This window comes from Alicyclobacillus dauci (assembly GCF_026651605.1).
GTDB lineage: Bacteria > Bacillota > Bacilli > Alicyclobacillales > Alicyclobacillaceae > Alicyclobacillus > Alicyclobacillus dauci.
On record NZ_CP104064.1, the window covers coordinates 2,946,807 to 2,960,989 of the forward strand.

General features: G+C 51.6%; 10 protein-coding genes and 8 tRNA genes. All 18 read right to left on the reverse strand.

Annotated elements, in window-relative coordinates; genetic code table 11:
* Positions 1-4: 4 nt before the first annotated feature.
* The 18 genes from NZD86_RS14950 to NZD86_RS15035 all read right to left on the reverse strand — a co-directional run bounded on the left by NZD86_RS14950 (position 5) and on the right by NZD86_RS15035 (position 14,181).
* A complete protein-coding gene (locus NZD86_RS14950) occupies positions 5-892 on the reverse strand; it encodes an ABC transporter permease (RefSeq protein WP_268042862.1) in 888 nt (295 codons plus the stop codon).
* Positions 893-902: 10 nt separating this feature from the next.
* Entirely contained in the window at positions 903-1,868 is a 966-nt protein-coding gene (locus NZD86_RS14955) for an ABC transporter permease (protein WP_268042863.1), read from the reverse strand.
* A 59-nt stretch (positions 1,869-1,927) separates the two neighbouring features.
* On the reverse strand, positions 1,928-3,721 hold the full coding sequence (locus NZD86_RS14960) for a peptide ABC transporter substrate-binding protein (RefSeq protein ID WP_268042864.1): 1,794 nt from the start codon (positions 3,719-3,721) through the stop codon (positions 1,928-1,930).
* A gap of 214 nt (positions 3,722-3,935) precedes the next feature.
* On the reverse strand, positions 3,936-4,892 hold the full coding sequence (locus NZD86_RS14965) for a Gfo/Idh/MocA family protein (RefSeq protein WP_268042865.1): 957 nt from the start codon (positions 4,890-4,892) through the stop codon (positions 3,936-3,938).
* A gap of 36 nt (positions 4,893-4,928) precedes the next feature.
* Positions 4,929-5,927: a Gfo/Idh/MocA family protein gene (locus NZD86_RS14970; RefSeq protein ID WP_268042866.1), complete on the reverse strand. Its 999-nt coding sequence runs from the start codon at positions 5,925-5,927 to the stop codon at positions 4,929-4,931.
* A 47-nt stretch (positions 5,928-5,974) separates the two neighbouring features.
* Complete coding sequence (locus tag NZD86_RS14975) at positions 5,975-7,099, reverse strand: mandelate racemase/muconate lactonizing enzyme family protein (RefSeq protein ID WP_268042867.1); 1,125 nt, start codon at positions 7,097-7,099, stop codon at positions 5,975-5,977.
* A 53-nt stretch (positions 7,100-7,152) separates the two neighbouring features.
* Complete coding sequence (locus tag NZD86_RS14980) at positions 7,153-9,195, reverse strand: DUF4855 domain-containing protein (RefSeq protein WP_268042868.1); 2,043 nt, start codon at positions 9,193-9,195, stop codon at positions 7,153-7,155.
* Positions 9,196-10,234: 1,039 nt separating this feature from the next.
* Entirely contained in the window at positions 10,235-10,936 is a 702-nt protein-coding gene (locus tag NZD86_RS14985; protein ID WP_268042869.1) for a PspA/IM30 family protein, read from the reverse strand.
* Positions 10,937-11,020: 84 nt separating this feature from the next.
* Positions 11,021-12,550 carry an anthranilate synthase component I family protein gene (locus tag NZD86_RS14990; RefSeq protein ID WP_268042870.1) on the reverse strand — a complete coding sequence of 510 codons (1,530 nt, stop codon included), beginning with the start codon at positions 12,548-12,550 and terminating at the stop codon, positions 11,021-11,023.
* 70 nt (positions 12,551-12,620) lie between these two features.
* Positions 12,621-13,184 (reverse strand): anthranilate synthase component II, encoded by a 564-nt coding sequence (locus tag NZD86_RS14995; RefSeq protein WP_268042871.1) that lies wholly within the window; start codon positions 13,182-13,184, stop codon positions 12,621-12,623.
* A 222-nt stretch (positions 13,185-13,406) separates the two neighbouring features.
* Positions 13,407-13,480, reverse strand: a tRNA-Ile gene (locus NZD86_RS15000).
* A 122-nt stretch (positions 13,481-13,602) separates the two neighbouring features.
* Positions 13,603-13,679, reverse strand: a tRNA-Asp gene (locus tag NZD86_RS15005).
* Between the two features lie 3 nt (positions 13,680-13,682).
* Positions 13,683-13,758: transfer RNA gene (locus NZD86_RS15010), tRNA-Met, on the reverse strand.
* 18 nt (positions 13,759-13,776) lie between these two features.
* Positions 13,777-13,851, reverse strand: a tRNA-Val gene (locus NZD86_RS15015).
* A tRNA-Glu gene (locus NZD86_RS15020) sits at positions 13,852-13,926 on the reverse strand.
* Positions 13,927-13,939: 13 nt separating this feature from the next.
* Positions 13,940-14,014, reverse strand: a tRNA-Asn gene (locus NZD86_RS15025).
* Positions 14,015-14,019: 5 nt separating this feature from the next.
* A tRNA-Ala gene (locus NZD86_RS15030) sits at positions 14,020-14,095 on the reverse strand.
* 3 nt (positions 14,096-14,098) lie between these two features.
* Positions 14,099-14,181: transfer RNA gene (locus tag NZD86_RS15035), tRNA-Leu, on the reverse strand.
* Positions 14,182-14,183 lie beyond the last annotated feature (2 nt).

Genomic DNA, 14,183 nt, shown 5'->3' on the forward strand with positions numbered 1-14,183 from the left:
ATTGTCAGCGGCGGCTTTTCGTGTCAAATACATCTCGAAGTCCGTCGCCCACAAATGTAAAGCTGAGCAATAAAAGTGCAAAACAAGCAGCCGGAGCAAATAACAGATAGGGATAGGAGAGCATTGCTTTCTGGCCTTCGATAATCAGTTCTCCCAAGTCTGGTCGCGGCGGCTCGATGCCCAACCCAATCACGCTTAAGCCTGCCTCTGTCATCATGTTGGCTGGAATTCCGAACGTGATGGCGACAAGAATCGGTCCCATCGAGTTCGGAAGGATATATTTCATAATGATTCGAAAAGGTGGCGCGCCCATTCCTCTCGCTCGCTCAATGTAACCTGACTCCCGAACAGTGAGAACTTGACTGCGAACCACTCGCGCCATCCCCACCCAACTGGTAGCCGACACGGCAATCAAAATCGCCCACAGATTGTGACCTAAAACCACGACCAAAATAATACTGAACAAAAAGCTGGGGAATGCGTAAACAACATCGACAATCCGCATTAAGATGTTGTCGATATAGCCACCTTTGTAGCCCGCAATGGCACCTAGGAGGACACCCAGCGTCAGCTCGACGATCTCGGCTCCAAAACCGACAATACACGCACTCTGTAGTCCCCACAAAACACGGCTAAACAGATCCCGTCCCAGTGAATCGGTGCCAAATAAGTGTGCCTTTGTCGGGTGCTGATACGTGATTAAGAAATTACTCTTCTGATATGAGTAAGGAGCGATGAGTGGTGAAAATATGGCAGCTAGACACAAAATAACGATAAATACGAGTCCACACACGGCGATTTTGTTTCTTGAAAACTGTCGCCATCTTCGAGCAAATGTAGACTGTCGTCTGCCGAATTCGACATTCCCTTCAAGTGGTACTCCTAGAGCCATATCTATCCTCCTAACTCCGATACCCCGTTTTACGGACACGTGGGTCCACAAGCCCATAGACCAAGTCGACGATCAGATTCATGATCATGATCACAACGGCGTACAGAAGTGTGGAATCCATAATAAGGGGATAATCTCGCTGTGATGCTGCACTTGTGAACACATGAGCCATACCTGGAACGCTGAACATCTGCTCGATGAACACCGTTCCCATCATCAATGCGGCGAGCTGAGGCCCGACCACTGTAATAAACGGCAACAGTGAGTTTCTGATGCCGTGGCCGAACATGACTTGCCGCATTCCGCCGCCCTTGGCGAGTACCGTCTTGATAAAGTCCGAATGCAGCGTGTCGATGAGACTGTTGCGCATATATCGCGACATCGACCCGATCATGGGAATCGCGAGTGCCAATACAGGGAGAACGTAGTACTTGGGGCCTTGGTACCCGATGACAGGCAGCCAGTGTGTCCAAACACCGAACACCAGCATCAGGAACACCGCCACAACGTAACTGGGGACGGCAGTGCCCATCGTAGCAACGAACATGGTGGTGGAATCCACCCAGTTATTTTCCCGCATGGCTGACAGCACGCCAAAACTGACGGACAGCACGATGGCTACAATAATGCTCAAAACGGCAAGCATGATGGATACCGGGAAGGTTTGCGCAATAATGGTCAACGTTTCTTGGTTCGGATACTCAAACGATGTTCCCATGTGGAGCGTGACAAAGCTCCACACATAACCCCAATACTGAACGTACCACGGGTCATTTAAGTGATATTGCTGCTGCAACGCCTGCATCACTGCCTGACTGACGTTGAAATTGGTCGCTGCTGCTGCGACACCCCCTGAATACGCATTCATAGCTAGAAAACTACCAGGGGCTGCCTTCATTAATATGAACGTAATCAAACTCACTGCAAAGAAAGCGACGACAATGTAAGCGATCCGCTTTGCCACATACATTAGCATCCGTCATTCACCCCCTGGGTTCAACGGGGACCGGCAACGAACCAGTCCCCGACCAGAACTTAATTACTCTTGGTGATGTAGTTGAGCCAAACAGGAGGATCGATTAACAGGAATTTGTTCGGATAATACCCTTGCACGTCCTTGCGCAGCAGGATGGGCTGTTTTGGCGTGTAGATTGGAATGGTATATGCATTCTGCTCCATTTGAGTGAAGTATTGCTTCATCAGGCTGTCATCCTGCTTTTGATACGCTTCAACCCCTAGGTTGAGCGTATCCAGATAATCCTTGGGTAAGTTCTGTTGGAAGATTGGATACTCTTGGTTTTCCTTCTTAGCCGCATCCAAATCTTGGTTGTTATCGATCTTGAGCCATCCAGAATATGCACTTGGATTCATATATCCTTTGGCGAGATCCGTGTGGTTAATGAGCCACGACGAAGGCGTCGTCGGCAACATTTGCTGCGGATACTTTGCGTTGGTGGAGGAGTTTAGCCAGCCAACTTCGTTCGCAGGCAACTGTTTTTTCATGTCTGTGACGAATTGTCCCCACTCTTCGGCCTGTAGTTGTACCTTCACACCGAGATTCTGCTCCCACATTTGCTGTATCGCTTCAGCGACGTGATCCGTTGTTGATCCGACCAAAATGATAACTGTCGGAAATCCTTTTCCGTCCGGATATCCAGCGTTTGCGAGCAACTGCTTCGCCTTGTCGACGTTGTAATCAACTTTGTTGTCCGCCATCCACGGGTCTAGCCAGTTCGGCGTAAAATAGCCATATGCCGGACTTGCCGTTCCCTTCAAAACGCCTTGACAGATCGCGTTTTTATCAATCGCCATCTCAAACGCCAGGCGGATATTCTTGTTTTGCAGTGCAGTGTTCTTGGACGGTAATGGGACATAGGAGTACTGTGCGGATGTGTCCCACATATTGAGCTGACTCTTGAGAGAGGAGTCATTTTGAGCTGCTGCAACCTGTTCTGGTTGGATTAAGCCCGCATCAAGCGATCCGTTCTTGAATGCAACCAATTGGTCCAGTGTTTGGGAGTTACCGTAGAACAGGTTAATCTTCTTCATTGTCACCTTGGTATAATAGTTCGGATTCGGTACTAAAGTCCCCTCCGTGGCGGCCTTGTATGTCTTCAACATATACGGCCCATCAGACACAATTTTACTTGGGTTCGTCCAATCAGACGGTTTCATGTTCTCAACGACCTTCTGATCGAGCGGCACCATCCAATCAGATGTAGGTAGGCAGATATCTTGCAACATGTTTGCATCAGGTCGATCCAACGTAATTTCAACGGTGTAATCGTCAGGTGCTTTAACACCGAGTGCCGATGCCGGCTTCGCACCCGTCCGCACATCCATCATGTTCAGAATTGGAACATCGCCCAAAGGCACGGACGCAGCTTTGGTTGCGACGGACAGTGTCGGTGAAACCGCCCGTTGCATTGCATAGACAAAGCTCTGTGCCGTTACCGGATCGCCATTGGTGAACTTCGCATCTTTGCGCAAGTGGAATGTCCATACCGTATTATTCTTGCTGCTCTCCCATGACGTCGCAATGCCGGCGGTCGGTTTTCCATTAGGTCCAGTGTGAACCAGCCCCTCAAATATTCCTACGCCGTCTTGATACATTTCCCAGGAGAACAATCCGGGGTCAAATCCGTGGCCATCGTCGATGAACGACATCGAAAACGTATCTTTTGCATCCGAAGCTGCACTGCCTTGGCTACCAGTAGGTGTCTGTGTGCCGTTATTGCTGTTGCTGGTCGAATTACCACTTGAACACCCTGTTGCCATACCCATTACGATGGTAGTTGCTATACCCGCTATGAACCACTGACGCTTCATTAAGAGACACACCTCTTTCTCCTCAGTCTTGTGAATATGAATGAAGAACTACGAGAGTGGGGGCGAAAACCAGCACATGACCTGACCTTCAACTACACAAAATATGATTTTATTCAGGGGTGTTATGGCGGATTATTTCTCTATAGTTAGATTTATCGGAAAATATATCCCCTGTCAACACATTATTTATGTAACTGCGTCTAGGCCGTTTGCGTTAAGCAAGGGATACCCACGTTCCACATGCAGCTGAATGACGTGCCGCCAACAGCACTTCCACGGCACGAACCGTATCAGCGAACGACACAGCGGGTGCAATCCCATCCGTCATGCGCCGAAACTCGTCAACACACCCGACGTACCCGTATTCCTCGAGCGGTGATTCGGCATCGACAGATGGAATCCATACGGAATCCGTTCCCTCACGGGTGATAACGATCATGCCATACCCGTGTACATGACTTGCCCCAACCAGCTGTATCGTGCAGATCAAGCCATCAGCATAGGCCAAGTGGATCAACCCGAAGTCCTCTGATTGGCTTTGGTCGAACACGCGCTTTGTGCTTTGCGCAAACACCCGCCGCACATCGGATCCAAAATTGAGAAACATCAGTTCTAAGCCGTGAACACCCATATTGACAAGTGTCCCGCCACCGCGCGTCGGATCATCCTGCCATGCGTTCGCTGGCTTGAGATACCCCTCTATCGAGTGGAATACAGATGCTTGTGCGTGCAGAATGTGACTACGGTCGACTTGCTGAGTTCGATCCGCCTGCCGACGAAACACGGGACTGAATCGCAATATGGACGAACTGAAAACCAACGAATCTGCATTCACTGCTTCCTGTAGTTCTGATAGCGAACGGCTGTCGACAGTCATACACTTGTCGATAAACGTCGGGATGTTCCGGCGGATAAACGGAATGGAAAACTGGTGATGGAGGTGGCTCTCAGTACAGATCATGACACCGCTTAGACCCGTTTCAAGCAGTTCAGCAAAGTCCGTGTGGGCTACTGCATTGGGGAACTGATCATCAAATGCCTTCATCCGCTCCGGACAACTATCCCAAAAATGAAGCTCGACATCGGAGGTTCTCTGTAAAATCTCCGCAAATGTAAATGGATGGCTGAGGGCGAGTCCCACCAACCCAACCTTACGAACAGTCCCCGACATGATGAATTCTCCTTTCCACGTGCAATCGACAACCCATCACAATACAATTTCCTTTCCGGTATTTGCCGACTCATAAATTGCATGAATGATGTCAACTGCCTTGCGGGCCTCTTCTCCAGAGACCATTGGATCGCGGTGTTCTAGAATGGCCGCTGCCATGTCCTGCACGAAGGCATAGTGACCGTTAAAGTCCTGGTTGTTGACACTGGGTGCGGCCACGTTCGAATCCCGAATTGTCCATTCGACAATGCCGGTGTCGTCAAAAATAACGGTTCCGCGCTCGCCATGAAGCTCAAAGCGCGTGAGTCGCTCAGGGTACACACTCGTCGCTCCCTCGATCACGCCAAATGCACCATTTTGGTACTCCACCACTGCCACAGCCGTATCCTCCACTTCGATATTGCGAACTAAGGCAGCTGCCCTCCCAAACACACGCTTCACACCGCCGGCCAGCCATTGGATCAGATCGACACCGTGAACCCCTTGGTTCATCAGTGCACCGCCGCCGTCAAACTTCCATGTTCCCCGCCACCCGGCGGAATTGTAATATGCCTCGTCACGGTAGTACTTTAACTGTGCATCACAGAGCACGAGTCTCCCGAACGCTCCATCCGAGATGGCCTGTTTAACCGCCTGACTGACAGGAAAGGCACGTCTTTGATAGACGACTCCGAGTCGGACATCGGCCCGCCGGCAAGCTGTGATCATGTCCGTCATGCGCGGGCTCGTAATTTCCAGTGGCTTTTCACAAAGAACGTGTTTCCCATACTGAGCCGCCCTCACGACAACTTCACCGTGAAAACCGCTCGGCACGCATACACTGACGACATCCACTGAGCCGTCTCGCAACATTTCCTCGTAGTCTTGATAGACTTGAGAGACACCGTACGTCTGTGCAAACGTCTTGGCCTTGTCGAGATCGACATCCGACACAGCAACCAACTCGGTGTCCGGGCACGCGAGGATATTTTCGGCGTGAAGAGGCGATATCACACCGCACCCGACGATGCCAAAGCGGATCTTGTTCGGTGACATGTTGTTCCCTCACTTTCAACTGTGTTCCGTCGCAAACCGCCGTGTTTTCACGTCGAGACGGTGAATTCCTCTAACTTAGTCAAGCTGATATCGCACCCGAGTCCATCCCCGATGGGCAGTTGAATCACTCCGCCTTCCAGATTTCCTTTGTTGACCACCGGATCGTCTTGGAGAAAAAAAGGCCCGTTCAAGTCAACTGGGTGCGTGATCCCGATGGCATCAAAGAGTAAAGCACCGGCGGACAACCCCAGTGTGGATTCCGTCAAGCCGCCGCCCAGCAAATCAAGTCCCAACTCATGTGCGATCTCGCCACTGAGTTTGGCCCGTCCAAGTCCGCCCATTTTTGTAACCTTAACGACGATGGCATCGCAAGCCTCAACACGAGCGGCAGTCATGACATCCCGTGGGGACAGGATGGATTCATCCAACGCTATCGGAACGTCTATCACGCTCCGCAGAGTTGCGTGGCCGTGCAGGTCATGAGCTTTCAGCGGCTGTTCAAACACGTTTGCCCCAATGCGAGCTAAATAGTTCCCCACGACCCGCGCATCAGACAGTTGATAGCCTTGATTGGCATCGACGCGAAGAAACACTTGTTGTCCAACTGTCTCAATCGCCTCAAGGATGGCTAAGTCCGTTTCCAGCCCAAACCCGATCTTCACGTCAATACCTGTAAACCCCTGGGAAATAGCCGCTTGCGCTTTGGCTTCTACTTCCCTCGGATCCCGGCTGCTAATCAGATAGGAAAGGGCCGCATCAATCGGCTTGGGTCGACTCCAGAGAAACGACAGCGGGCGGTGACATGCCCTTGCCGCAGCGTCGTGAATGGCCATATCGATGGCCGACTTTGCAATGGGCTGACCGATTTGTGGCCCGTTGGCAATGACTCCGTCCATTGCCTGGTGGACTCCCTCAAGGTTATCGATTCGACACCCTAAGATCGCTGGGGCCAAGTAGTTGCGGATCGTTGACACGACCGTCTCGATGGTCTCATAGCTCCAACGATGGCTAGGGCGCGCTTCGCCCCAACCTGTAAACCCTTCCTCTGTCACGACGCGAACGTAGACGTGTGGCGCACCAGTCGCACGATCCCCTACTGACCCCGCAGCGATTTGAAAACTCTGCCGCATCGGCAAACTCATAGGAAATATATCGACGCTGACAATTCTCACGGCAGAACCCTCCTTACGCCGCGCCTACAGATACGGTTCGAAGTATAGTCAGATTACTGAAAACTCGTACTCTTCCACAGATTGTTCAAAAACTGGACCGTATTGTCGTAAACCTGATGATAAAACGGATCGGGATTTTCGTACGCCGTCACGAGTGTCTTGGAGTTCAAGTACCAGCTCTTCATGACATTCCCTTCATACCCAAATACGTTCCCGCCGGTGAAGTAGTCGAAGTACTTGTTGTCTGCTGTCTGCGCCAAACTGGTATTCGTTGACGTCACATCCCAATGGGCTTCCATTTCAATCCCCATATGGTAGTACTTTCCCATATCCGCCACTGACTGAAGCCGATCCGCCGCATTGATTCCCCAGTTGAACGACACGTTGGGCTGCACCATGACATCGTCAAATCCAAGTTGTTGCCAGTGCGTTACGCCGACTGCACCGTAATACGGAATCCAGTAAAATTTCATATCAGCGCGATGTACCAGTTTGGAAGTCCCTTGAATCAGACTTGCGTCGAGCGGATCAGTAACCGTGAGGGACTCTGGGTTCCAGTAAAACCCAACAAGTTGGAGATTGTCGAAGTGAGCACTTTGCCAACGTTTCATTACTTCGTCGATGTACCAGCCGATGGCTTTGAGCTTATTTTGGTAGGCTGCGTCCTGGCCGACATCGGCCGGATTTAAGTCGAGGTTCATCTGTGAGGAATCGATGGGCCCAAAGTTGCTCGGATCACTCGTCAAGCTTGGGATGGTAATGACGACTTTCTCTTTGAACTTCGCGTCGTGAAGTTGTTGTTTGGTCGTGCCCACTGCTTGGTCCAGAGCCGACAGTTCAATGTTGGAAGAGAACAAATCATCCAACCAACCCGTCCATCCAGCACTTGACGTCGCTAGATTCGAGGAATACGGACCAAACAACGTTGCATCGAATAGCCAACCTTTTGGCGTGCCATTTGCGTCTTCCTGCGCCACCATCGGCAAAAAGTCGTTCTCCGTCCACGTCCCTATCGATCCGTTTGATCCCGTGTACACCAGCTGCATATTGTCAACACCAGCGGAGGCGGGATCGCTCGTGGTCAAATACCCAGGCGGTGTCCCTCTGCCCCATCCTGCAGATGGTACATCAGACGCATGATATTGCGGGGTACTCGGGAGTCCCGGTGCATCCGGATCCACCAAGAAGTTGTCGCCCATGATTTGTGACAAACTATGCCCTTTCGGCGTGAGCGGCGCCGCATGCACATCTGGTACCGTTGAACCAAATACGGAAAATTCATCAGTGAAAGCGAACACCTTGTCGTCAAATTGAGCACGAATATACTGCGCGTTGATATTGGTATCAAGTTGATAGCTTTGGCTTTGCGGCGTGTAGTCTCCACCGCCCTGAGCCGACCAAGTTGTCCCGATGCGATACCAATCGGTTCCGTTGTTCGACGCATAGTAGGTCACGCTGTCTGGAAATTCGATCCCCGCTCCTAAGTTCTGCAGGAAATCCAGAGAAACACGTCGAACATTCTCGACGTCGCCGAGGTTGACAACAATGCTTCTGCCGTATTGCCGGAGCAGTCCAACCCAGCCTTTGTCGGAATAGCTGAGTGAAGCAAATTGACCGTCCGTCAATTGTCCGGAATCAGAAAAATTAGATTGCTCAGATTGAAAAAGTTCATCCGGCCACTGTGTTCCGATGGTATATGGTTTGCCAACTGCAATATCAGGCAATGTTTGTTGTTGACTTTTTGCAGGAGAACCCGCTGCGTTCGTCGTCGAGGTTGGTGTAGTCGTACCACTGTCAGTTGCAGCAGGCCCTTGTGGAAATTCCATCCGCGGTCCCACCGTTGGCGGTTGCGTGTTGGGGGGTAAGTACGGGTATTCACTCGGGTCATCTGGGTTCGCACCGGGCCGAAGCACATCACTCGCGGGTCCGTGCAGTACTGACTCCGAAGCGTTCAAAGCCGCCTCTGCTTGTGGACTGACCGTGCTCGTTTCTGCGGTAGATGCGGTTGTGGTCGTATCCGCGTAAGCAGTTGACAAAAGGACCGGCATCCCCGTGGCCAGCATGGTTACCATGGAGGTCAAGAGAAGTTTACGCACGACAAAATCCTCCCCATCCAGTTGGATTCGTTCTCCAAAAATAATCACACAGGCGGATATAACCACCTACTCTATGAAGATAACACACCTCGTAAGGGGAATGCTGTCGAGTTTTGTCTATGAAGTATTTTTCATACGCCAATCCCGGCCGGGTGGGTTCGCTAGACTCTTGAATAACCCACAAGTAGACACCATGTAGTTTTCGAAGTTGGCCCAGGGACTATTCAAAATACACAGTGATTCGTGTGCTCGAGAACTGTCCGCAAGGGGTGACGACATCTATTTTCATTTCGCGCGTTTATAGTCGTACGTCTATTGGATAAATACGGAATGAGGGGTGTCTTACAAGTCGAGTAAGCACAAAATGTACCATCTATCCATGATTGCTGAGGACTACGACACGGTTGAATTGGGAAGACGTGACGGCTGTCGTATTGGCAGGCGGTTGGAGAGGGGAATGCCAGGGCCTTATCGAGCAAACTGTGTGCCATTACAGAGCGATCAAAGGAGCGCGGTTCCTCTAAGTCGACACGTTCCCACCATCCGGGGTCTCGAGAGTAGGGACTAGGGCATCACGGTTCGTTATTAGGGTTGCCGATGGCAATATTGGCTCATAAGAGAACACCAGGACCTTGTCGCACCACCAGTGGTGGGCAGTGGTCCAACGATTGGTGTGAGGTTGCATGGACGTGGACCAAGGTTGCCCGCCGTCCCATCATGTCGGGGATCAGAGTATTAAACAGTGGAACCAGAGAAGCCATTATTGAGCATTTGGGCAAAGTCCGAATGACTAAAGGAACGCGGTTCCCTTGCCTTGCCAACTTCCGGGCTTCCAGAAGCGCTAGGGGCTCAAGACAAGGGTACCGCGGTTCCCTGGGGCTTGCCTCAGGAAAACATAGCGCACAAGGGATTTCCAGGGCCTATTGGAAAACCCACTCTGTGTATGACCGCGGTTTCCCTCTCGTCGCCGCAGGCCAAAATGGATCTACTTTCCTTATACCTCTTATAACATCCGTCGAGCGAACGTGAGGACTCCGTCTTACGCTTCTTTCAATTCCTTGCGAAGCCGCTCCAAATCATCCTTTACAGCAGCTTCTTTCTTCAATGCGTCCAGTTCGCGTTGTACGGAATCCCGGCCGTCTAAAGGATCTTCCAAAATACCCTCGTCCAGGAGCGTTTCCATTGCTGAAGCACGACCCATCATCTGCTCTGCTTTATCGTTTGCACGTTGTAAGGTATCCCCAACGCCGCCGAGTTCACGACTAATACCGGCAATCGACTCACCGATTCGCACCTGCGCTTGCGCAGCCTGATAGGACGCTTTCGTAACTTCTTTCTGGGTCTTAAAACTTGCAATACGTTCCTGAAACTTCTGCTCAGATTCCTTTAAACGCTCAACCTGTAGGCTGATTTTCTCGTGTGCCTCACGCAGTTGCTGTAATTGCTCGAGAGCGGCATGTTTCCGCTCTAATGCCGCCTGTGCTAGATCTTCACGATTCATTTTTAAGGCCGTCCGAGCTTCCGACTCCCGCTCAGCTACACCCGCTTCAGCCTGTTGAATCTGCTTTTCAACCACCTTTTGCTCCGTCACAACGTCGGCCAGGTGGCGTTTGACCAGTTGCAATCCATCCAGCATCTTGTCATATGACAAATCAAGTGCAGCGCTCGGGTCTTCCACCCTATCCAGTAATCGGTTTACTTTGCTTTCAATGATGTCTGATGCACGCTTAAACAGCCCCATGAGTCGGTATCCTCCCTTTCAGAAGACCTGAACTTATCTTTAGGATACCATTTATGAACAATTTACAGTATGACCACTTTCCATTTAATTCGTCACGCGCTCACCGGTCAGGACATCAAGAATGGCACCGGCCTTGTGATGACACTCCTGCCACTCCCTCTCGGGCACACTGTCAAGGACGATCCCGGCGCCAACTTGAACATACTGGGTTCCCCCAATCTCCACGACCGTGCGAATGACAATTGCCGTGTTCGCATTGGCGTCCGCATCAATCATGCCGATAAATCCTCCATATGGTCCACGTCGAACAGTCTCCAGTTCATCGATGATCTCCATCGCACGAATCTTTGGCGCTCCAGACAGGGTGCCGTTTGGAAATGTCGCAAGCAAGGCGTGAAAGACACTAACATCATCCTGCAACTGTGCAACGACCCGCGAGACCAGATGGTAAAGATGAGAATACCGTTCCACGACCATGAAGTCCGGAACGCGAACCGTGCTTGTTTTGGCGACGCGGCCGAGATCGTTGCGGCATAAGTCCACCAGCATCACATGTTCAGCAGATTCCTTTTCATCAGATTTGAGCGCTTTGACAAGTGCCTCGTCCTCTTCGCGGGATAAACCACGTCCCCGAGATGTCCCTGCAATTGGCTTCATCTCCGCGTGTCCGTGAGTGGACCTAAACTGAACCTCAGGACTCGCTCCGTAAATGCGCATGCCCTCGTACTCGGCAACAAACATATACGGTGACGGGTTCAGTTGTCGAAGCCTATCGTACGCAACGTAAGGATGCAGGGCGTTGTCGATGCGAATTCTTGTGGAGAGGACTACTTGGAAAATGTCCCCTTGGCGAATATACTCCTTTGCCCTCTTTACATTGTCACAGTAGATGTCTTCCGTAACATCATAATGTACACTCGGACGGCGAGAAGCGTCTTCATTATATGATTGAAGTACACTCGGTTGGGCGAGGCCGTGTTCGCTGGCGTTCTCCAGCGTGTGTATGAGCTCGCTGAACACGTCCGACTGACCTTCACTGGAGGACCCGGTATCCTGGATATAGAGCGTGACCGCATCGTTGACGATGTGAATGACACCGCGATGCCACTGCAATCGAACATCTGGAACATTGCGATCGTCGCTCGTCGTCTTCGGTAATTTCTCAAGATAATGGACTGCGTCGTAACCCATATAACCAAGAAACCCAGCGCTAAACGGTTGCGTCAAGCCGGGCGAAAACGCGTCGCGCAGCATGATGCGAGTTGTTTCAAGAAAGGCCATAGGGTCACTTGGACGAAACAACATTGGAGCAGATGACACGCTGCTCGGCCAAACTTTTTCTTCAAGACCTGCCGTATCCAAAATTCGATCCGGCATTTCCCGAAACAGCTTCGCTGCCTCCCCCCGTGCGAAAACCGAAACAAGGCCGTCCTTGATTTGGATCTCGACCGTGGGACACACACCGATAATGCTCATCTGATATAGATCACTGTCGTCTGAGCGACCTGCCTCCAACAGGAAGGCATTCCCGTCACCGACGATAGATTGCACGTGTAAAAATAAGTAAAAGGGATCGATCCCCTGCGTGGGTTGCTGATACGTTATCGTTCTCATGTTTGCTGTTCCTCCCAATGTTCTCGCGAACAAACGTCACCGTCTGGCGTACCTCTTGATGGCGAGTCGATTAAGCTGCAGCGCGTAAAAAGTTTGTCATCATTTGCATCCCAGAATCCGTCAAAATGGACTCTGGATGAAACTGCACACCGAGCGCACCTGTCGGTTGATGACGCATTGCCATAATGGAACTTCCTGCGCGTGCGGTGACAACAAACTCATCTGGAAGTGTCGCTCCATCGACCTCAAGCGAGTGGTAACGCGTTGCGCGAAATGGGTTAGGGACATGTGAGAAGAGGGCGTCTCCGTTGTGATCGACAAGGGATGTCTTTCCGTGAAGGGGTTCTTTAGCGCGTATTACGCGCCCTCCAAAGGCCACCGCGAGGGATTGGTGCCCAAGGCAAACACCGAGCACAGGGACTCGCCCCGCAAAATACTGAATGGCTTCGATGGAAACACCCGCTTCGGTTGGAGAACACGGGCCTGGAGACACGAGAACGGACGAAGGGTTTAACTGTCGAAGCTGTGATAGAGGTGTGTCATTCCGGCGAACGACGACTTGACTACCCAACTCGGCACAATATTGTACCAAATTGTAAGTAAATGAATCGAAATTATCAATGACTAACAACACTAAACTTCGCTCCTCTCGAGCGCATGAACACGCCACGCACTCACTCAACTCAACTAACTCAACTGAACTGACTTCAACGGTACATGAGGATGCAATCGGCGTCAACTGTCAGATGACGGCTGTCGGCGTACATCTTTAGTTATACGAGCTCACGGCTCGTTAAGCCCCGGACATTCGTTCCAATGGCTTGACAAACATCAAAAAAAGACCCACCAAAATTGATGGGCCCAGGAGGACTCGAACCTCCGACCTCACGATTATCAGTCGTGCGCTCTAGCCAGCTGAGCTATGGGCCCAAGATTGGTAGGGTCTTATGATTGAAAGGCACAAGCATGTGAAGACCGAATCACACGGCCTCGGTCCACGACAATGGCCAAACAGATATTCTGTTACCGCACCGCTTGGCGGTAACAGTTAGTGGCGGAGCTGACGGGATTCGAACCCGCGGTCTCCTGCGTGACAGGCAGGCATGTTAGGCCTCTACACCACAGCTCCACATGGTTGCGGGGGCAGGACTTGAACCTGCGACCTTCGGGTTATGAGCCCGACGAGCTGCCAACTGCTCCACCCCGCGACGTATGAATTTAGTTGATGGTGGGCAGTGGCAGGATCGAACTGCCGACCCCTCGCGTGTGAAGCGAGTGCTCTCCCCCTGAGCTAACCGCCCTGGTGACCCCAGCGGGACTCGAACCCGCGTTACCGCCGTGAAAGGGCGGTGTCTTAACCGCTTGACCATGGGGCCATAGAAATAAAAATGGCTCCCCGAGTAGGATTCGAACCTACGACCCTCCGGTTAACAGCCGGATGCTCTACCGCTGAGCTATCGAGGAACGTATGGTGGAGGTAAACGGATTCGAACCGATGACCCCCTGCTTGCAAGGCAGGTGCTCTCCCAGCTGAGCTATACCCCCATATGGTCCCGAAGGCCGGAGTCGAACCGGCACGGTTTCCCGCACGATTTTGAGTCGTGTGCGTCTGCCAATTCCGCCACTTCGGGAT

What these genes read in the sequence shown, in the direction of transcription:
- NZD86_RS14950 (WP_268042862.1), bottom strand. Translation starts at nt 892, where the DNA reads ATGGCTCTAGGAGTACCACTTGAAGGGAATGTCGAATTCGGCAGACGA.
- NZD86_RS14955 (WP_268042863.1), bottom strand. Translation starts at nt 1,868, where the DNA reads ATGCTAATGTATGTGGCAAAGCGGATCGCTTACATTGTCGTCGCTTTC.
- NZD86_RS14960 (WP_268042864.1), bottom strand. Translation starts at nt 3,721, where the DNA reads ATGAAGCGTCAGTGGTTCATAGCGGGTATAGCAACTACCATCGTAATG.
- NZD86_RS14965 (WP_268042865.1), bottom strand. Translation starts at nt 4,892, where the DNA reads ATGTCGGGGACTGTTCGTAAGGTTGGGTTGGTGGGACTCGCCCTCAGC.
- NZD86_RS14970 (WP_268042866.1), bottom strand. Translation starts at nt 5,927, where the DNA reads ATGTCACCGAACAAGATCCGCTTTGGCATCGTCGGGTGCGGTGTGATA.
- NZD86_RS14985 (WP_268042869.1), bottom strand. Translation starts at nt 10,936, where the DNA reads ATGGGGCTGTTTAAGCGTGCATCAGACATCATTGAAAGCAAAGTAAAC.
- NZD86_RS14990 (WP_268042870.1), bottom strand. Translation starts at nt 12,550, where the DNA reads ATGAGAACGATAACGTATCAGCAACCCACGCAGGGGATCGATCCCTTT.